Source organism: Pseudescherichia sp., assembly GCF_031987975.1.
Lineage (GTDB): Bacteria > Pseudomonadota > Gammaproteobacteria > Enterobacterales > Enterobacteriaceae > Pseudescherichia.
Map to the genome: position 1 here is coordinate 270459 of NZ_DALZYX010000003.1, position 19828 is coordinate 290286.

Annotated in this window: 17 protein-coding genes, 1 tRNA gene and 2 pseudogenes; 6 read left to right on the forward strand and 14 right to left on the reverse strand. The window is 53.5% G+C overall.

All coding sequences use genetic code 11. From position 1 onward, the window contains the following. Positions 1-316 precede the first annotated feature (316 nt). Positions 317-967, reverse strand: a complete 651-nt coding sequence (locus RTN40_RS07090; protein WP_312227850.1) for a hypothetical protein — start codon at positions 965-967, stop codon at positions 317-319. 388 nt (positions 968-1355) lie between these two features. Here RTN40_RS07090 and RTN40_RS07095 point away from each other — a divergent pair, with 388 nt between their 5' ends. The 3 genes and pseudogenes from RTN40_RS07095 to RTN40_RS07105 form a co-directional block, all read left to right on the forward strand. Then, positions 1356-2699 (forward strand): glycoside-pentoside-hexuronide (GPH):cation symporter, encoded by a 1344-nt coding sequence (locus RTN40_RS07095; RefSeq protein WP_312227851.1) that lies wholly within the window; start codon positions 1356-1358, stop codon positions 2697-2699. Between the two features lie 7 nt (positions 2700-2706). Further along, complete coding sequence (locus tag RTN40_RS07100; RefSeq protein WP_312227852.1) at positions 2707-4743, forward strand: TIM-barrel domain-containing protein; 2037 nt, start codon at positions 2707-2709, stop codon at positions 4741-4743. 81 nt (positions 4744-4824) lie between these two features. Continuing rightward, positions 4825-4974 (forward strand): annotated as a pseudogene (locus RTN40_RS07105) (recombinase family protein); the annotation flags it as partial. A gap of 65 nt (positions 4975-5039) precedes the next feature. On the opposite strand, the gene RTN40_RS07110 reads toward RTN40_RS07105, so the two are convergent. From RTN40_RS07110 to xerD, 10 genes and pseudogenes are all read right to left on the reverse strand, one after another. Next, positions 5040-5369, reverse strand: a complete 330-nt coding sequence (locus tag RTN40_RS07110) for a DUF1493 family protein (RefSeq protein WP_312227853.1) — start codon at positions 5367-5369, stop codon at positions 5040-5042. Further along, positions 5363-5821, reverse strand: a pseudogene (locus RTN40_RS07115) (STM2901 family protein). Before RTN40_RS07115 ends, RTN40_RS07110 begins: the two are co-directional and overlap by 7 nt. 649 nt (positions 5822-6470) lie before the next feature. Continuing rightward, positions 6471-7613: a hypothetical protein gene (locus tag RTN40_RS07120; RefSeq protein WP_312227854.1), complete on the reverse strand. Its 1143-nt coding sequence runs from the start codon at positions 7611-7613 to the stop codon at positions 6471-6473. A gap of 737 nt (positions 7614-8350) precedes the next feature. Then, positions 8351-8424 (reverse strand) — tRNA-Gly (locus RTN40_RS07125). An 80-nt stretch (positions 8425-8504) separates the two neighbouring features. Further along, positions 8505-9206, reverse strand: a complete 702-nt coding sequence (gene actS, locus RTN40_RS07130) for an amidase activator ActS (protein ID WP_312227855.1) — start codon at positions 9204-9206, stop codon at positions 8505-8507. A 188-nt stretch (positions 9207-9394) separates the two neighbouring features. Further along, positions 9395-10912, reverse strand: a complete 1518-nt coding sequence (lysS, locus tag RTN40_RS07135; protein ID WP_312227856.1) for a lysine--tRNA ligase — start codon at positions 10910-10912, stop codon at positions 9395-9397. A gap of 9 nt (positions 10913-10921) precedes the next feature. Next, positions 10922-12020 (reverse strand): peptide chain release factor 2 gene (gene prfB, locus RTN40_RS07140; RefSeq protein WP_312212947.1). Its coding sequence is split into 2 segments (ribosomal slippage): positions 10922-11944 and positions 11946-12020, totalling 1098 coding nucleotides; the frame shifts between segments, so codons are not numbered across the junction. 88 nt (positions 12021-12108) lie between these two features. Further along, positions 12109-13842: a single-stranded-DNA-specific exonuclease RecJ gene (gene recJ / locus RTN40_RS07145; RefSeq protein WP_312227857.1), complete on the reverse strand. Its 1734-nt coding sequence runs from the start codon at positions 13840-13842 to the stop codon at positions 12109-12111. Positions 13843-13847: 5 nt separating this feature from the next. After that, positions 13848-14561, reverse strand: coding sequence for a bifunctional protein-disulfide isomerase/oxidoreductase DsbC (gene dsbC / locus RTN40_RS07150; RefSeq protein WP_312227858.1), 714 nt, complete (start codon positions 14559-14561; stop codon positions 13848-13850). Between the two features lie 22 nt (positions 14562-14583). After that, the gene (gene xerD, locus RTN40_RS07155) at positions 14584-15480 is read right to left on the reverse strand and encodes a site-specific tyrosine recombinase XerD (RefSeq protein WP_312227859.1); all 897 of its coding nucleotides are present in this window, start codon (positions 15478-15480) and stop codon (positions 14584-14586) included. A gap of 100 nt (positions 15481-15580) precedes the next feature. Between xerD and fldB the strand changes: the two genes are divergently transcribed. Beyond that, on the forward strand, positions 15581-16102 hold the full coding sequence (gene fldB / locus RTN40_RS07160) for a flavodoxin FldB (RefSeq protein WP_312227860.1): 522 nt from the start codon (positions 15581-15583) through the stop codon (positions 16100-16102). Positions 16103-16108: 6 nt separating this feature from the next. Here the strand turns inward: fldB and RTN40_RS07165 are convergent, their stop codons facing one another. Both RTN40_RS07165 and sdhE read right to left on the reverse strand, forming a co-directional pair. Further along, the gene (locus RTN40_RS07165) at positions 16109-16525 is read right to left on the reverse strand and encodes a protein YgfX (protein ID WP_312227861.1); all 417 of its coding nucleotides are present in this window, start codon (positions 16523-16525) and stop codon (positions 16109-16111) included. Continuing rightward, the gene (sdhE, locus tag RTN40_RS07170; protein ID WP_042388033.1) at positions 16506-16772 is read right to left on the reverse strand and encodes an FAD assembly factor SdhE; all 267 of its coding nucleotides are present in this window, start codon (positions 16770-16772) and stop codon (positions 16506-16508) included. The genes RTN40_RS07165 and sdhE overlap by 20 nt, the downstream gene beginning before the upstream one ends. A 262-nt stretch (positions 16773-17034) precedes the next feature. On the opposite strand from sdhE, the gene ygfZ reads away from it, so the two are divergent. Continuing rightward, the gene (gene ygfZ, locus RTN40_RS07175; RefSeq protein ID WP_312227862.1) at positions 17035-18018 is read left to right on the forward strand and encodes a tRNA-modifying protein YgfZ; all 984 of its coding nucleotides are present in this window, start codon (positions 17035-17037) and stop codon (positions 18016-18018) included. Between the two features lie 84 nt (positions 18019-18102). Here the strand turns inward: ygfZ and trhA are convergent, their stop codons facing one another. Beyond that, entirely contained in the window at positions 18103-18762 is a 660-nt protein-coding gene (gene trhA, locus RTN40_RS07180) for a PAQR family membrane homeostasis protein TrhA (RefSeq protein WP_312227863.1), read from the reverse strand. A 290-nt stretch (positions 18763-19052) separates the two neighbouring features. Between trhA and RTN40_RS07185 the strand changes: the two genes are divergently transcribed. After that, positions 19053-19781 (forward strand): MurR/RpiR family transcriptional regulator, encoded by a 729-nt coding sequence (locus RTN40_RS07185; protein ID WP_312227975.1) that lies wholly within the window; start codon positions 19053-19055, stop codon positions 19779-19781. Positions 19782-19828: the final 47 nt, after the last annotated feature.

Consider the following 19828-nt stretch of genomic DNA (forward strand, 5'->3'; position numbering starts at 1 on the left):
ATATGATGGCATAGTTATATATGCCCGTTTACTCGTTATTGTCGATTAAGTACACTTGCGAAGGGATAAACCAGATGATTGATAAGGAAATCAAGAATGAAAAAACGGCTAACTTTCCTGATTTGGACAGGGATCATAGTTTCTGCCCTCTTCGCTATAACGTCAGCAATCTCTAACGTGATCCTCATGTTCAGCGCGTTCCCCGAATCGATTGGGGATAAGTACGCTTACATGTTCATTTTAGGGCGTTGGATGTTCACTATCGTCATGGGGCTAATTTTCTGGCTACTGTATCGACAGACAAAAAAATAAGCGCTTACAGGCCGTTGAAAAAATACTCTACCGCCTGATTGAAGAGCGCGGGATTCTCCCTCGAAAGTTTGGTTGCTTTCTCAAATGGTTTAACCCGGTCTTGAATGGCAAAATAGAGGAGATCCAAATCACCGAGATCTTTCAGCGTACGGTATACGCCGTAATTACTCGTTTTAAGGGATCTGGAAGCATGTATAGCCCTGGAAGCGCCACCTCCAATCATTAACAACGTGCTGATAGACATGCTAAAGGCGATTGATACGGTGATCCGTGAAGAAATCAGCTTGCCTATTTTTAATCCGGTAAGCTCGCCAAAGGTATAACTCCCCAGTGTTGAAGCTATAGTGTCCTCTGCCACTTTCTTTGCTATGTCAGCCATATTGACGTGCTTCATGAAATCGTCAACGAACACATTCACCGCTCTTGCGACCAAGTTGATGTGCTTATTTGACGTTGCACGCTCGACCAACTCCGCAAGCCTCATGTCATCGTCCATGTTTTGCCGTCTGTCATCGGTATGGATGAAATCATAAGCGAGGTAATACAGGTTAACCGGGAAGTGAACAAAGCCCTTAATATATGCAACCAACATTCCTTCATCTTGTAGATCCAGTGCGGAGAGCATCTCCCTTGCCAAATCCGTTGCGCTTTCCATCCTCTAAAGTCCTTATTAACGCTGTGTGAAATACAATCATAACGACTACTTTATACGCAATCTATGATCTAACTCCATGATTTCAGTCGATAGCAACCAATATAAAGGTTCGGGAGGTGATTGAGTTTGAGCAGTATGGGTTGCGGGGAAGTGACAGTGTTTGTTTGCCTCGTATAAGATCATCTCTACGGGACATTATCATAATTTAACTACTACTGAACCTGTCCAGATAGTGTGGCATTCGATTATAGCAATCTTGTTACCGGTATCACGGAAAGCACTTTACGTAACCCAGATGTTAAATCCCGCAATTGTTAACCCTCCCGCTTCAACCACACTATGGTTCCTGATTATAGAACCCGTACCTTAACGACACCTGGTGACATCAATGACAACTAAAGTTACCCGTAAAGAGAAGATCAGTTATGGCCTTGGGGATATGGCTAGCCATGTTGGTTTAGATAACGTAATTATTTTTCTCACGTTTTACTATACCGATGTGGTGGGTCTGCCGGCCGCATTCGTCGGAACCATGTTTCTGCTTGCCCGCACCGCCGATGCCATTATCGACCCTGCGATGGGCTATATGGCCGACCGTACCCGCTCCCGCTGGGGAAAATTTCGCCCATGGATGCTGTGGCTGGCCCTACCCTTTGGCCTGAGCTGCCTTCTGACCTATGCCGTACCGCAATCGCTGGATATGACCGGTAAAATGATTTTCGCCAGCATTAGCTACACCTTTATGATGCTGATGTATACCGCCATCAACATCCCCTACTGCTCGATGGGTGCAGTGATTACGCCTGATAACGACGAGCGCATCTCCCTACAGTCCTGGCGCTTCTTCCTTGCCACCCTTGGCGGTGCAATGTCGACATTTTTCATGATGCCGCTGGCGGAATACCTGGGCGGCGCGGATAAGCTGGCAGGTTATCGCTGGGCGATGGCGATTATGGCCAGCGCGGCGGTGATTATGTTCTGGATCTGCTTTGCCAATACCCGCGAACGTATTAAGGCGCCCGCCACTCACAATAACTACCTGGCCGAACTACGGGATCTGTTGCGTAACGATCAATGGCGCGTCGTCGCGGTGCTCGTGGTAACCAACATTGGCTTTGGCGTGATCCGCCTTGGGGCAATGATGTACTTCGTCACTTATTACCTCGGCAGCGCCAGTTATTTCATGTGGATGCTCGCCGCGCATATCCTTGGCAAAGCCGCTGGGAGCCTGCTGGCCAAGCGTCTTACCCGCAACTTCAATAAAGTGCAGATGTTCGGCTACTGTGCGGTACTGGCAGGTGTGCTCAGCATCGCCCTGTTCTTTGCCCCGAAATCCGTTTTCGTCCTGGTTCCGCTAACGTTTATTGTCTCGACGCTCTATCAGGCGACCACCACGCTGATGTGGGTGATGATGGCCGACGTCGCCGACTATGGCGAATGGCGTCAGGGCAAACGTATGGATGGCATCATTTTCTCCACCTTCCTCGCCGTCCTCAAACTGGGAATGGCGCTCAGCGGTGCCATTGTCGGCTGGACCCTGGCCTTCAGCGGCTACGTCGCCAACGCGCCGGAACAGACGTCGCTGGCAATGCACAGCATCGTCGCCCTCTTCACCATCGTCCCGGGACTGCTCTCTCTGGCGGCTTTCGCCACCCTGCGCTGGTACAAGCTTGATGACCAGACTATGCAGGAGATCAATTTGGCTAAAATGCAATCTATTGTGAAAGGATGACCTCTCCATGAGCGAATTAATTGAGCACGCTAACGCCATCGAATGGCGCTTCGAACGACAGATTTTACGTCTTGAGCCTTGGGGCAAGCATAGCCTGCGGGTGCGCGCCACCTGCGCGCCGGAGTTTAATTCTGAGCTTCACGCTCTGCTGACGCCAGAATCATGCCAGGCCGACATTATTCGGGATGCTGAAACCTTGACGCTGCGCAACGGCAACATCACCGCGGTATTGAACCTTAAGGGCCAGCTGGCATTTTACAATCAGCACGGCGAGCTGCTGCTGGAAGAGATGTGGCGACAGCGCTCTACGGTTGGCATCGGTGCCAGCGAAAAAAGCCAGGACAAGTACGTCAGCGCCCTGAAGCTGGATGGACGAGAATTTAAACCGCTGCCCGGCGGTAAATATCAGCTGACGGTACGTTTTGAAGCCCGCAATGAAGAAAGGTTGTATGGCATGGGACAGTACCAGCAGCCCTGGCTGGATCTGAAAGGCTGCGCTCTGGAGCTGGCGCAGCGCAACTCGCAGGCCAGCGTGCCGTTTGTCCAATCCAGCCTCGGCTATGGCCTGTTATGGAATAATCCGGCCATTGGCGAGGCTAGCTTTGCGAAAAACCACAGCCAGTGGACCGCCCGTGTCACCCAGGAGATGGACTATTGGATAACTGCCGGTGATAACGTGATGGAGATGACCCGCCAGTATGCCAAAGCCACCGGTACGCCGCCCGCCGCGCCGGAATTTATCAGCGGCCTGTGGCAGTGTAAATTGCGCTACCGCACCCAGCAGGAGGTGTTGGACGTCGCTCGCGAATATCACCGTCGCAACCTGCCGCTGTCGGTGATGGTTATCGATTTCTTCCACTGGCCGAATCAGGGTACCTGGTGTTTCGATCCTACCGACTGGCCGGATCCGCAGGCGATGGTCGAAGAGCTGGAATCCATGGGCATCAGGCTAATGGTTTCGGTCTGGCCGACCGTGGAAGCGCGTAGCCCGCTATTTCCGCAGATGAAAGCCAAAGGCTGGCTGGTGACCAGCGATCGCGGCGTGCAGATCAACCTGGATTTTATGGGCAATACCACTTTCTTTGATGCCACCCACCCGCAGGCGCGGCAGTTTGTCTGGGATACGGTGAAGAAAAACTATTTTGACTACGGGATCAAGCTGTTCTGGCTGGATGAAGCCGAGCCGGAGTATCGTGCCTATGACTTCGATAACTATCGCTACCACGCTGGACCGGTACTGGAAGTAGGCAACCGCTATCCGCGCGATTTTGCTCAGGGCTTCTACGATGGCATGCGTGCAGAAGGCGAAAAGGAGATCGTCAACCTGGTGCGCTGTAGCTGGGCAGGCAGCCAACGCTACGGGGTACTCGCGTGGTCTGGGGACGTTCACTCCTCCTTCCATTCGTTCCGCAATCAGCTGGCTGCCGGGCTTAACATGGGACTGGCGGGCATTCCATGGTGGACCACCGATATCGGCGGTTTCCAGGGCGGCAACATCCACGATCCCGAATTTCACGAACTGCTGATCCGCTGGTTCCAATGGGCGGTGTTCTGTCCGGTCCTGCGTATGCACGGCTACCGCGAGCCACGGATCCAGCCGCCGGAAAGCTATCGCCACGGTATTCCTCAATGCGATAGCGGTTCACCCAACGAGCTGTGGAGCTACGGTGAGGAGAACTTCGCGATTATGCAGCGCTGGCTGGGCGTTCGCGAGGCGCTACGCCCCTATATTGATGAACTTTACGCCAATGCGCATCAACACGGCGATCCGCTCATGCGTCCGCTCTTCTGGCACTATCCCGACGAGGCGCAAAGCTGGCAGGTCGAAGACCAGTATCTGTTTGGCCGTGATTTACTGGTCGCTCCGGTTATGCACGCCGGTCAACGTCAGCGCGATGTCTGGCTACCGGGCGATCACCAGTGGGTCAATTTACAGGGAGAGTGCTATCAGGGCGGGCAGCGTATTTCGGTTCCTGCCGAACTGGAGACGATTCCGCTTTTTATTCGGGAAGGCAGCCCGCTGATTTCGCTGCTGGTAAAGTAAATCAAGCAGGAGCCTGAAATAGCGAGCACAGGTGACTTTGATACCCCCCTTGAAGGGGGGGAAACACGATTTTTCGAGCCCCGATTGATGCTCACCATGATGGCGGAACTCGCCAGCCTGGAGAAAGAGCTAATAGCAGAACGTAGAACAGCAGGAATCAAATGCGCTCAATTAGAACGTAAGCATTGTGGCAGACCAATTAAAGCAACTGCTGAACAGGTACGAAAACTGTGTGAAACGTTTGCTTTATTACGTATGTGCGATGAAATGAATGTAAGGGGCAGTTTGCCTCCCCCTCATTCGTACAACCATCTGCCGGCTTTTGCAGACTGGATAAACATATCAATGGTGAAATCTGGAACATCCACGGGTTCAGGCTTTTTGAACGGGTTCCATGAGAAGCTGACTTCAGGATAGTAGGTTTCAAGATGGAAATCCGACATATCAACGTTGAACTCTTTCGAGTAGTCTTCTACCAACTCTTCAACCTCATCCTGATCAAGCTGCACATCAAAATGAATGCTCGATTCTGCCGTGTAGGTGTCGTATTTCTTTTTTCTGAACAGATATGTACCACCCCGGATAGTGAACATCTCGATTACTCGTTTTTCGATATCGTCTACCATAACTTATCATTACCCCGTGCAATGGTGTTGTATTCAGTGATCGAGTTGTAGATGATCTGCGATACATCAGCCACAAGAATCACTTCACCTATGAGGGGGATAGTTCGCCCTACCCACGTTCCGATCTTCCTCACCATCCTACGTTTTACAGTCCACGGGGTATAACCGCCAATCCATGTAGGCATCTTTAACCCAAACGGGAACATTCTATTTCCAAATACCCGCCTTACACCTTTCAATAGTCTGGAGGTTCCAGGAATCGCCGTACCAGGTTTAGTCCGTGTAGTCTAGTCATTCATACCAGCATAGAGAGCATAAACAGCGGCGACATCCTTAATACCGAACTGATCAGCAGTATTGAAAACAAACACCATGAAAAAGAGTTCGGAGGCGGTGAGGTTTGAACGTCCCGCATAGAAGTATGTTCCGTTAAGTTCCTCGACTGTATCCACGTCTCAATCCTTATGACTTTGCATGTATTGCAATCATAAGGGCTGATTTACATACAGTCACTCCTAAAACATGGGGTTAGCTGCTCGCGCTGTGCAACGTAGAAGCCCGAAGACGGGTCAAATTACTAGGCATGACAGGACAACAACTATACCTGTTAATGATGTGGCTAAGTGCGTTGAGAGAATAAGACAAGGGGAGAAATGTCCCCTCATTTTTAACGACGAGTAAGAGCCAACCTTAATCCTAATCCAATGAATGTCACACCCACAATTCGATCGAATATTTTCTGCAATGCCTTATTTTGTGAGAGTGCACCATCGGCTCTACCTGCAAGTATGGCAAACGTTAAATCCGTTAAAAAGCATCAATGCTGAAAAAGTCATATCATCAATAAACATCCCTCAGGACGTAATAAATACAAGCGATTATCTTTATAAATTAAATTGCATTATTAACTATCATCTACTGACTGATGATGAAATGCGAGAGAGGAGACGTATCTCCAACCCGAAAGATTCCTTACTGGAGAAAAATGAAGGCAGCAGAACAGACGAATAGAGTATATTGATAGCATTCATACTTCATTGAATAACATGACTATTTCTGACTTTTAATAAAACCACCCCCATTCGAATGGGGGTGGTTATTTTATAGTGAGCTTTTTTTCGCCCCCTCAATCTCTTCCTGACAGACATCATCATTTATAAATGAGTACTGGAGGTAGACATACCCCTTTGAAGAGCTGTTGGCTCTGGCTTCGATAGAGATAGCACCAATATTATTTTTGATTGGTGTTTCTTTTGTTCCCTTCCAAGTGGCTGATAAGAATCTTTCTTTTTTGTTTAGCCCCATCATCCAGTCCTGAGGTTCTTTCCAGATTGAACCATTCAGTACAAAGTCAGTGGTGTCAGCTTTTCCATAAAGCGAACTTAACGAACTACTCAAATCTTCAAACCGGGATTTTAAAGCAATCCCATAACTATCGGTATCAATGTTTTTACCGACAGCTCTGATTTGACATAAGCCAGCTTTAGGTGAGATCAACAAACCATACATTTCAAAATCTGCGTTTTGCTTTGGTAACTTATCGGAAGTATACAGATTCACGCTGTCTGGAAGTGGCTTTAGCTTTGCCCCGATCATATCTTCGATATTTTTTTGGGTCAGGCCAGCCTCAAGACCGAAAGGGCCTTCAGCGGGGGGCAACAGAGGTGGTTGTTCTTGTGGAGTTTCAACACTTGCTTCCTTGTTGGTACTGGCAGTTGCGGCATTATTCTGAACCGGTGCCAGCTTAACTTCAGCAAGCCCATACTTAGCGGTAAGATATTTTTGCTGCAGCATAGCCATGCTCTGCTCTTCAGTAGCAACGGTTGATAGTTTAAGTACCTGTATCAAACCGCCACTGTACTGGCTGGCATCTGCTTTAGCTTCGTTGATTTTTACAGTTAGGTTATCCATATCAGTTTTAATAGAAGCTGCAAGTTCAGGGTCTGGCTTGATACCTGCGACAACGACTTCAATTTTGGCACCTGACTCAATAGCATTTATACGCTGTTCTAAAAGAGCTTTATTCGTTCCTAAAACCTCCAGTCTTGCGATGGTTAAATTCTTGATCAGTCCACCAGAAAATTGTTGATCGACTTCTTTCGCTGCTGAGATTTCTCCCTCAGTTTGGGACAGCTCAGCCTTAAGAGCTGCAACTTCCTGCTTTTGCTCTGGAGTTAATTCTTTTGGCCCGCACCCGGTTAACACCGTTATGCTCACTAATGTTGCAATCAAAGTTTTCTTCATATCCCTATCCCAATTAAGAATTTCGGATTAATCCTATCAGGAAGCTGTCCGTAACTGAATATTTATATGGTCTTACCTACACCAGCAAAAGAAATGTATTTAAAGCTCATTGAGCCTCTGCCCGCTTAAAAATATTTGAGCGGAGTGTATGGAGGATATGATTTACGAAGTGATTTTTTCTCTGGCAGGTGCGTTAAAATTTCTCGGTCATGGTTATGCCCAGTGCCTGATGTATATCTTCTGACTGTTCCTGCTTGATACGCCTCACTAGCTCGTCAGCATCCACACCACCAGCGGTTATGTTGTGGTGGTTGGTCTGGTTAATGGTGCCCCCTGAATGGTTGCTGGTGGATGAAACAACAGGAGCTCTATAGCCGCTTAGGAAATGCATAGGGCATAATTCATCCTGCTGTTGATGGTACGTGAAATGGCACTTTTTGAAAGGTAATTGCCGCCGTTCTTGTGATGGATAATCCCTTTCATCAGATTAACCATCATCTGGATACCTTCACTAAGCGTATAGAGCTTCTCACGCGACTTAAAACGTCTGATTTCAAGATCAGTAATTGGCATTGTGCATAGTTCCAAATGATGGCGAACCGCCTATACGCATTCCTATACAACTGTATGTGTAAATTTCACAAGAACTATGTAGAGCTTGAAATCATCAAATCAGCCTGAGATGCTTATGGTTACTGGGCTTTGTAGAGCTTGAGATAACTTGAGAAAGGTTTGTTTGGAGCGGGCGAAGGGAATCGAACCCTCGTATAGAGCTTGGGAAGCTCTCGTTCTACCATTGAACTACGCCCGCTTTGAGGTGCGTAAGGCATTATAAACCTTACGCACCGTCTGGCAAGGCAGATAGCGGCTAACCGATGATTAATTAATCAGTTAGCACTTCGGTGGAGTACCCTGCGGCGGCAGGTAGCGGATTGGATCGATGGCGGTGGCGCGGTAGCGCAGCTGGAAGTGCAGCTTCACCGAATCGGTATCGGTGCTGCCCATCGTGGCGATCTTCTGCCCTATTTTTACGCTCTGGCCGTTGTTTACCAGCAGCGTGTCGTTGTGAGCGTAGGCGGTGATGTAGTCCTCGTTATGCTTGATCATAATGAGGTTGCCGTAACCGCGTAGCTGGTTGCCGACGTAAACTACCTTCCCTGCCCCGGCGGCATAGATCGCTTGCCCGCGTGAGCCGGCAATGTCGATGCCCTTGTTGCCACCATCAGCCGAGGAGTATGGCAGCACCACGGTGCCGCTCGTCGGCCAGCGCCAGCAGCGCTGCCCTACCGGTGGCCAGGAGGCTGGCGGCACGGTGACGACTCTTGAGGAGGAACCGCTGCTGCGCTTACCGGAGGTTTTTTTACCTGAACCATTAACTCGCAGCCGCTGGCCGATCTCAATGGTATAGGGCGGAGAGATACCGTTAAGGCGCGCCAGATCCCTGACGCTGGTGCCGGTCAGGCGCGAGATGCGCGACAGCGTATCGCCACGTTTTACGACGTAGACATCTTCATCCAACAGCTTGTTCGATGAACAGGCGGCCAGCAGCATGCCCAGCATCAGGCAAATAATAAGGCGAAACGGTTTTCTCATCGGGCGTCCTGCACTCAAAACGGATCCTCAGGTAATTGTTATGGGGTTGTTTATGATAGCAGCCATACGCCGAAGGCTAAATGTCTTCACCGCGATTTACATTTCAGGGGAATTGATGCCCGGTGGCGCACGTCATAAAAAAAGCCCCGCAGTTCATCACCGTCGGGGCCTGATTAACGTGTTACGTCTTACTTAACCGGACGCATCGCCGGGAACAGGATCACATCGCGGATGGTGTGGCTGTTGGTGAACAGCATTACCATACGGTCGATACCAATCCCCAGGCCCGCTGTTGGCGGCAGCCCGTGCTCCAGTGCGGTCACGTAGTCTTCGTCGAAGAACATCGCTTCGTCGTCACCGGCGGCTTTCGCATCCACCTGGTCCTGGAAACGCTGGGCCTGGTCTTCCGCGTCGTTCAGCTCGCTGAAGCCGTTGCCGATCTCACGTCCGCCGATGAAGAACTCAAAGCGATCGGTGATCTCCGGGTTCTCGTCGTTGCGGCGCGCCAGCGGGGAGACTTCTGCCGGGTACTCGGTGATGAAGGTCGGCTGGATCAGATGCGCCTCTGCCACTTCATCAAAGATTTCGGTGACAATACGCCCCAGTCCCCAGCTCTTTTCAACCTGAATACCAATTGACTCGGCCAGCGCTTTCGCTGCGTCGAAGTTATCCAGGTCGGCCATGTTGGTCTCCGGACGGTACTTCCCGATCGCCTCGCGCATGGTCAGCTTCTCAAACGGCTTGCCGAAGTCGAAGGTCTCTTCGCCATACGGAACCTGAGTGGTGCCCAGAATGTCCTGCGCCAGGGTGCGGAACAGGGACTCGGTCAGCTCGATCAGATCTTTATAATCCGCGTACGCCATGTAAAGTTCCATCATGGTGAACTCTGGGTTATGGCGCACGGAGATGCCTTCGTTACGGAAGTTACGGTTGATCTCGAACACACGGTCAAAACCACCGACCACCAGACGCTTCAGATACAGCTCCGGCGCGATACGCAGGTACATATCCATATCCAGAGCGTTGTGGTAGGTGATGAACGGACGTGCAGACGCGCCGCCCGGGATCGCCTGCATCATCGGGGTTTCCACTTCCATAAAGTCGCGGCCCACCATGAACTGACGAATACCGGCCATGATCTGGGAACGAATTTTGAAAGTCTTGCGGGACTCATCGTTGGAGATGAGATCCAGGTAACGCTGACGGTAGCGCGCTTCCTGATCCTGCAGGCCGTGGAACTTGTCCGGCAGCGGGCGCAGGGCTTTGGTCAGCAGGCGCAGCTCGGTGCAGTGGATGGAGAGTTCACCGGTCTTGGTCTTGAACAGCTTACCCTTCGCGCCGAGGATATCCCCGAGGTCCCACTTCTTGAACTGCTCGTTGTAGATGCCTTCCGGCAGGTCGTCACGGGAAACATACAGCTGAATGCGGCCGCCAACGTCCTGCAGGGTGACGAAGGATGCCTTACCCATGATACGGCGGGTCATCATTCGACCAGCAACGCTCACTTCCACGTTCAGCGCTTCCAGCTCGTCGTTCTCTTTTGCGTCAAACTCGGCGTGCAGCGCATCGGAGGTGCGATCGCGACGGAAGTCGTTCGGGAACGCAACGCCCTGCTCACGCAGCTGCGCCAGCTTCTCGCGGCGGGTTTTTAGTTCGTTATTAAGATCGACCGCCGCGTCAGCGCCCTGTGCTTGTTGTTCAGACATGTTGGTTCCTCATAGCCCTGCTTTCAAACTTGCTTCAATAAACTGGTCCAGACTGCCGTCCAGCACCGCCTGCGTGTTGCGGGTTTCAACCCCGGTGCGCAGATCTTTGATACGGGAGTCGTCTAGTACGTAAGAACGGATCTGGCTGCCCCAGCCGATGTCGGATTTGTTATCTTCCATCGCCTGCTTCTCAGCATTTTTCTTCTGCATCTCCAGCTCATAAAGCTTTGCTTTCATCTGCTTCATGGCCTGGTCTTTGTTCTTATGCTGGGAACGGTCATTCTGGCACTGTGTCACTAATCCGGTCGGGATGTGGGTAATACGCACCGCCGATTCCGTACGGTTAACGTGCTGGCCACCCGCGCCGGAGGCACGGTAAACATCGATACGCAGGTCCGCCGGGTTGATTTCGATATCGATATCGTCTTCCACTTCCGGGTAGACAAATGCAGAGCTGAAGGAGGTGTGACGACGACCGCCGGAGTCAAACGGGCTCTTACGCACCAGGCGGTGTACGCCGGTTTCGGTACGCAGCCAGCCGTAGGCGTAATCGCCAATGATTTTGATGGTCACGGATTTCAGGCCAGCAACTTCACCTTCGGACTCTTCGATAATCTCGGTTTTGAAGCCGCGCGCTTCGGCCCAGCGCAAATACATACGTGTCAGCATGCTGGCCCAGTCCTGGGCCTCCGTACCGCCGGAGCCAGCCTGAATATCCAGGTAGCAGTCGGCGCTATCGTATTCGCCGGAGAACATGCGGCGGAACTCAAGCTGCGCCAGCTTCTCTTCCAGCACGTCAAGCTCGGCAACGGCTTCGTTAAAGGTCTCTTCGTCGTCCGCTTCCACGGCCAGCTCCAGCAGGCCGGAGACATCTTCCAGGCCCTGGCGCATCTGATCCAGCGTATCGACGATGGCTTCCAGGGAGGAGCGCTCTTTACCCAGCGCCTGTGCGCGTTCGGGTTCGTTCCAGACGTCCGGCTGTTCCAGCTCGGCGTTTACTTCTTCAAGACGCTCTTTCTTGGCATCGTAGTCAAAGATACCCCCTAAGAACGTCTGAGCGCTCTGTGAGGTCCTGAATGCGGTTTTTTACAGGATTGATTTCAAACATGGCTGTATTCTTTTCTGCGCTAGTCAAAATGCGGTTATAAGGGCGGGATCTTAGCGGATTCGCGCCCTTTTTTACAGTGAAAGTGATGCTAAATCGGCCAGATATCGTCGATGATTAGCTGCACGCTGCGGTTACCTCGGAACTCATTAACATCAAGTTTATAGGCAAGGCTCACTTCACGCACGCCGTTGTCCGGCCAGATAGTGGTATCGACGTTAAACGCGATGCCGTCCAGCAGCGGGCCGCCACCGACCGGTTCGACCATCACTTTCAGATGGCGCTCGCCGACAATACGCTGCTGCAACAGGCGAAAATGTCCGTCAAACAGCGGCTCCGGGAACATCTGTCCCCATGGACCGGCGTCGCGCAGCATCTCTGCCACCTCCAGCGTCATGTCGGCGGGCGCAAGCGGGCCGTCAGAGACTACCTCACCCTGTAACAGGGCGGGATCCAGCCACTCGGTGACCAGAGCGCCAAAACGCTGCTGGAACTCCTCGAAGCGCGATGCCTCCAGCGACAGACCTGCCGCCATGGCGTGTCCACCGAACTTCAGCATCATGCCCGGATAGAGCGTGTCGAGGCGTTCCAGGGCATCGCGCATATGCAGACCCTGAATGGAGCGACCAGAGCCTTTCAGCAGGCCATCCCCCGCCGGGGCAAAGGCTATTACCGGGCGGTGGAAGCGCTCTTTAATGCGCGAGGCGAGAATACCAACGACGCCCTGATGCCACTCGGGATGGTACATCGCCAGCCCGCCGGGCAGCGTCTCGCTGCTGCGCTCCAGCTTCTCGCAGAGCGCCAGCGCCTCGGCCTGCATCCCCTGCTCAATCTCTTTACGCGTCTGGTTGAGGGCATCCAGCTCGCTGGCCAGCACCCGGGCCTCACCCACGTTGTCACAGAGCAGCAGCGCCACGCCTACCGACATATCGTCGAGCCGACCGGCGGCGTTAAGCCGGGGGCCGAGAGCAAAGCCAAGATCGCTGGCCGCCAGCTTCTGTGCGTCGCGATTAGCGATCTCCAGCAGCGCCTTAATGCCTGGGCGGCACTTGCCTGCGCGAATGCGGCTCAGCCCCTGCCAGGTTAAAATACGATTGTTGGCATCCAGCGGCACCACGTCGGCCACCGTGCCGAGAGCAACCAGATCCAGCAGCTCCGCCAGGTTAGGCTCGGCCAGACCACGTGCTGCAAACCAGCCCTGGTCACGCAGATGGGCGCGCAGGGCGAGCATCAGGTAGAACGCCACTCCTACCCCCGCCAGCGACTTAGACGGGAAGGTGCAGTCGCGCAGGTTCGGGTTTACGATCGCCTCGGCGTCCGGCAGCGTCTCTCCCGGCAGGTGGTGATCGGTCACCAGCACCGGGATCCCCAGCTCATGGGCACGATCGACGCCGGCATGGGAGGAGATACCGTTATCCACGGTCAGGATCATCTGCGCGCCACGGGCATGCGCCTGATCGACCACCTCCGGGCTTAACCCATAGCCGTCGTCAAAGCGGTTCGGTACCAGGCAGGTGACGTTTCCGCAGCCTAGCGCGCGCAGGGCCAGCACGCTGAGGGCAGTGCTGGTGGCACCGTCGGCGTCAAAATCCCCGACCACGACGATGCGCAACTCCTCCTGCAGGGCGCGATAGAGCAGCGCCACGGCGTTATCGATGCCGCTGAGCTGCTGCCATGAGAGCATCCCTTTTACGCTGCGCTCCAGCTCCCCGGCCGAACGCACGCCGCGGCTGGCATATAAGCGCCGCAGCAGCGGAGGGAGGTTCGCTGGTAGTTCCGCCGCCTCATCCACTGCCCGGCGACGAAGTTGTCTCTGATGTTTCACGAAAATTATTTACCGCTCGTATATTTTTGCTGCTGGTCGAGGAACGCTTTCAGCTCCTGCGGACCCTGATAGCCCGGCACGACGTAGCCGTTGCTCAGGACGATAGCCGGGGTGCCGCTGACGCCAAACTGCACGCCCAGCGCATAGTGGTTAGCAATGTCGATATCGCAGCTGGCTGGCTGTACGCCTTTGCCGTTCATCGCGTTGTCGAAAGCTTTATTACGATCTTTCGCACACCAGACCGACTTCATATCTTTTGCCGCATCGCTCTGGATGCCCTGGCGTGGGAAGGCAAGGTAGCGCACGGTGATGCCCAGCGCGTTGTAGTCCGCCATCTCTTCGTGCAGCTTATGACAGTAGCCGCAGGTAATATCGGTAAACACGGTAATAACGTGCTTCTCCTGCGCAGCCTTATAGACAATCATCTCTTTTTCCAGCGCGTTGAGATGGGTCATCAGCATCTGGTTAGTGACGTTGACCGGCTGCGCGCCGCTGACGTCATACATTGGTCCTTGAATAATATGTTTACCGTCGTCGGTGACGTACAGCACGCCGCTGTTGGTCATGACGGTTTTCATACCGCTCACCGGCGCGGGCTGGATCTCGGTGCTCTGCACGCCCAGCTTCGCCAGCGACTGTTTGATTGCCGCGTCATCAGCGTGAGCCATCCCGGAGAGCGTTGCCGCCAGCAGGGTAAACATCATTAAACTCTTTTTCATAACCATCCTTAACTGTTCAGCATCATGCCCGGGGGTGATGCTGTTGATGAAGTTGTCGCAGGCGTTCCGTAGCCACATGGGTGTAGATCTGCGTCGTTGAGAGATCGCTGTGTCCAAGCAGCATCTGTACCACGCGCAGGTCAGCGCCGTGGTTTAGCAGATGCGTGGCAAACGCGTGGCGCAATACGTGCGGCGAAAGCTTTTCACTGTCGATGCCCGCCAGCAGAGCATAATGCTTGATCCGGTGCCAGAAGGTCTGCCGGGTCATCTGCTGCGCGCGCTGGCTGGGAAAGAGCGTATCGATTGAGGTCCCGTTCAGCAACCACGGCCGCCCATGCTCAAGATAGTTTTCCAGCCAGTAGACCGCCTCTTCCCCCAGCGGCACCAGCCGCTCTTTGTTACCTTTACCGATAACCCGCACTACGCCCTGGCGCAGGCTGATGTCACTCATAGTCAGCCCTACCAGCTCCGAGACGCGCAGCCCGGTGGCATAGAGCACCTCTAGCATTGCTTTGTCCCGCAGCTCCAGGGGTTGATCCACCAGCGGCGCCTGCAGCAGCCGTTCAACCTGAGCCTCGCTGAGATCTTTTGGCAGCCGCTGCGGTAGCTTGGGCGACGCCAGCAAGGCGCTGGGATCGTCCGAACGCAGCTTCTCCCGGTACAGGTGCTGAAAGAGACGCCTTATGGCGCTCAGCAGTCGCGCGGAGCTGGTAGCTTTATATCCGCCTTCAACGCGCTCCGCCAGCAGCGCCTGGAGATCGTCGCTTTGCGCGCTCTGTAACGAGAGACCGCGATGGTGCAGCCACTCAACCACCATGCTGAGGTCGCGGCGGTAGGCGCTCAGCGTATTTTCCGCCAGATTACGCTCCAGCCAGAGCGCATCAAGAAACTGTTCTATGCGTGCGAGATCCTGATCCATTTGAGCCTCTTGTGGTCTGCGGCTCTCCATTATGCCTGATTGCCCACCGATTCTGGTACACTGTGCGCAAAGCCCCATCAGGAATTGAGACGTCTACGCTATGAACATTGGTCTTTTTTATGGTTCCAGTACCTGCTACACCGAGATGGCCGCAGAGAAAATCCGCGACGTTATCGGCCCGGAACTGGTTACGCTACACAACCTGAAAGACGACGCTGTCTCCTTAATGGAGCAGTACGATGTCCTGATCCTCGGCATTCCCACCTGGGATTTTGGCGAGCTTCAGGAGGACTGGGAGGCGGTCTGGGACCAGCTCGACGGCCTGAATCTCGACGGTAAAATTATTGCGCTGTACGGCATGGGCGATCAGCTCGGCTACGGCGAGTGGTTCCTTGACGCACTCGGCATGCTGCACGACAAGCTGGCCGCCAAGGCCGTGACCTTTATCGGCTACTGGCCGACGGAAGGCTATGAGTTTACCAGTCCTAAGCCGGTGATTGCCGACGGACAGCTCTTTGTTGGCCTGGCGCTGGATGAAACCAACCAGTACGATCTGAGTGAAGAGCGCATCCAGAACTGGTGCGAACAGATCCTCAGCGAAATGGCCGAGCAGTTCGCCTGATTATGTTCAACGTGCCCCAGCCGCCGGCTGCTGAAGCAGCACCCGGCGCAGGTCACGCCACTCGCTCTCATCCATGCTATCCGACGCCAGCCACAGGTGATGAATACGCCCGCCCTGCTCTTTACGCAGACGCAGCATCATGCCGTTGGTCAGCATCCAGGGCGTACCGATAATCTCCCACTCCACGCCCTGCCAGCGCAGCCGGGAGTCCATCAGCAGCTTTATCTCACCGTGGCAGACGTTGATACGCCGCTGGCTGCGCACGCAGTCAAACACCACCAGCGACAGCAGCATGAGCCACAGTGGCGTATAGCGTAGCGGCCAGGGGGCCAGCAGTATTAACGCTGCCACCAGGCCGTGAAGCAGGAGAGAGAGCCACTGGGAGCGCCACGAGACGCGTAGATCAGATTGCCACAGGACCACGTTCCCGATTCCGTGTCTGAATTAACTGCACCATTCTCTGCAACTCCGTGTCGGCAGGTTCACCGTGATTCATTAACCAGTTAAACAGGTCTGGATCGTCACTTTCCAGCAGGCGGACAAACAGCCGTTTATCGTCGTCGCTCAGCGTATCGTACTCGTGTTCAAAAAAAGGCATGATGGAGATATCCAGCTCGCGCATTCCCCGGCGGCATGCCCAATGGATGCGGGCTTTATTATTTATGTCCATGTCTTCTCCCTGCATTACGATATAGAAGTATCGATAGTGCAGACAGTGTATCGTGTTTTTTGTTCATCCTTTACTGGAAAGTTGATAATTAGGAAGGGTGGTTCCAGGATAAAACATTCCGGGCGTACGTTTTGCATTTTATTGCGCAGCGCTACGCATCCTGGCACAGTGAGCACGAATCGTATGCTTTTACCGCTTGCATTGGTCGGCGGCTCTTTTACCATTAAGCATCTAACAGCGTTAAGCAAACCAGGACACTATTATGGCCTTTACTCCTTTTCCTCCGCGCCAGCCTTCCGCCTCTGCGCGTCTGCCGCTGACGCTTATGACGCTCGATGACTGGGCGCTGGCAACCCTGACCGGTGCAGATAGCGAAAAGTATCTGCAGGGCCAGGTCACTGCAGACGTTGCTGCCCTGACTGAGCACCAGCATCTGCTGGCGGCGCACTGCGATGCCAAAGGCAAGATGTGGAGCAACCTGCGCCTGTTTCGCCGCGACGGCGGCTTTGCTTTGATTGAACGCCGCAGCATTCGTGACGCTCAGCTGACCGAGTTAAAAAAATATGCGGTCTTCTCGAAGGTCACTATCGCGCCGGATGACGAACACGTGCTGCTAGGCGTGGCCGGTTTCCAGGCCCGCGCCGCGCTGGCGAATGTGTTTACCGCCCTGCCGGATGCTGAAAAGCAGGTTGTGCAGGAGGGGGCAACGTCGATTCTGTGGTTCGAACACCCGGCAGAGCGTTTCCTGCTGGTGACGGACGTTGCTACGGCGGAAATCATTAGTGAGAAACTGCGCGGTGAAGCGCAGCTGAACAACAGCCAGCAGTGGCTGGCGCTGAACATTGAAGCGGGCCTGCCGGTAATCGACGCCGCTAATAGCGCCCAGTTCATTCCCCAGGCAACCAACCTGCAGGCACTCGGCGGCATCAGCTTTAAAAAAGGGTGCTATACCGGCCAGGAGATGGTGGCCCGGGCGAAGTTCCGCGGTGCCAACAAGCGCGCGCTGTGGTATCTCGCCGGTAAAGCGAGCCGCCTGCCGGAGCCGGGTGAAGATCTTGAGCTGAAGATGGGTGAAAACTGGCGTCGTACCGGTACCATTCTGGCAGCGGTACAGCTTGAGGATGGCCGCCTGCTGGTACAGGCAGTGATGAACAACGATATGGAGCCGGACAGCATCTTCCGCGTACGCGACGATGCCAATACGCTCAGCATCGAGCCGCTGCCCTATTCGCTTGAGGAAGCTTAAGCGCTGATTGCCCGGCGGCGCAGGCTTGCCGGGCCTACAAGGTCGTAGGCCGGGTCAGGCGAAGCCGCCACCCGGCGTTACTGCCTAAGCCTGGCCAACGTAGAAGTAGATTGCGAGGAAATGACACAGGCTGCCGCCCAGCACAAAGCCGTGCCAAATCGCATGGTTGTAAGGAATGCGTCTGCACACGTAGAAGATCACCCCCAGCGAGTAGACAATGCCCCCCGCAGCCAGCAATATGAGGCCGCCCGCCGAGAGCCTGACGGCCAGCTCGTAAATCACCACCAGCGACAGCCAGCCCATCGCCAGATAGGTCACCAGCGAGAGCACCTTAAAACGGTGGGCAATGGTCAGTTTAAACAGGATCCCCAGCAGCGCCAGGCCCCAGATGACAATCATCAGGCCGCGTGCCAGCGGCGAATCCAGCCCCACCAGTAAAAAAGGCGTATAGGTCCCGGCTATCAGCAGGTAGATAGCGCAGTGGTCAAACTTTTTCAGCCAGGGCTTAGCCCGCGGATGGGGAATAGCGTGGTAGAGCGTTGAGGCAAGAAACAGCAGGATCATGCTGCCGCCGTAGAGGCTGTAGCTAGTAATCGCCAGAGGGCTGGCATGATTATCCATCGCCTGCATCAGCAATAGCACCAGTCCAACTACCCCGAAAACCAGCCCAATACCGTGGCTAACGCTGTTGGCTATCTCCTCAGCCAAGGAATATCCCTGTTTTTTTAATGGCTTATCAACCATAGCTTACTCCATAAAACAGAGGCTTACGCCGGGTCACTCAGTAGCCTGTAGCTGCCTGAATGATAACCAGTATAGAGTAACTGAGAATGATTTCAGTGCACACCTGTTAGCTAAAATAAATATTAGCGTCAAAAAAATGCAATAAGCTCACGCCTCGTTCAGGCTACAGCTGTTCCGCCTTTTAGAAAGCCTCACGCTGCAGCGCAGATTCCCGTTTTGGGCAAAATGTGGCAGCATAGAGAGGTGCCATACTGCGCAGATAACCGTCTGAAAAAGGAAGCCTCGTGACCCTGTTTAACCATTCCGCTGTTGCCAGCCTCAATAACCTTGAGATGATGGTCTACAACGTGGTCATTAAAAATCGCGACAAGGTGATGTACATGACCATTCGCGAACTGGCCGATGCGGCAGGCGTCTCCACCACGACCGTTCTCCGCTTTTGTCGTAAGCTGGATTGCGAAGGATATTCGGAATTTCGTGTGCGCTTTAAACTCTATTTAGCGCAGAGCGAACCACAGCCCGCTAATTTTGGTGCCAGCGAAATTATTAGCTTTTTTAAAAGCGTTAATAATGATGAATTTGATCGTCTGCTGGATCAGGCTGCCGATATTATCATGGCCTCCGAGCGAATTATATTTGTCGGCGTAGGCACATCCGGATCGCTGGCGAAATATGGCGCACGTTTTTTTTCCAACGTGGGTAAATTCAGTAACCACGTTGACGATCCCTATTTTCCCGTCACCAATGATATGGCAAAAAATGCGCTGGCGATTGTCCTCTCCGTCTCCGGTGAGACGGAAGAGATCCTGCGCTTCGCCAGCCAGTTCAGCCTGCATCACTGTAAAGTGATGTCTATCACCAGCCACGAGCATTCGGCATTAGCTAAGCTGGCGGATTTTAATCTCTCCTGGCATATTCCCCAGACGCGCATTTCAGGTGGGTACGATCTGACTACCCAAATTCCCGTTATCTATATTCTTGAAACCCTGGGCCGCAAGCTGGCGAAAAAACTGGCCTAAAAAACAGGCTGTTTTTTCTCTGTAACATATTACCGAAGCGGCAAAGT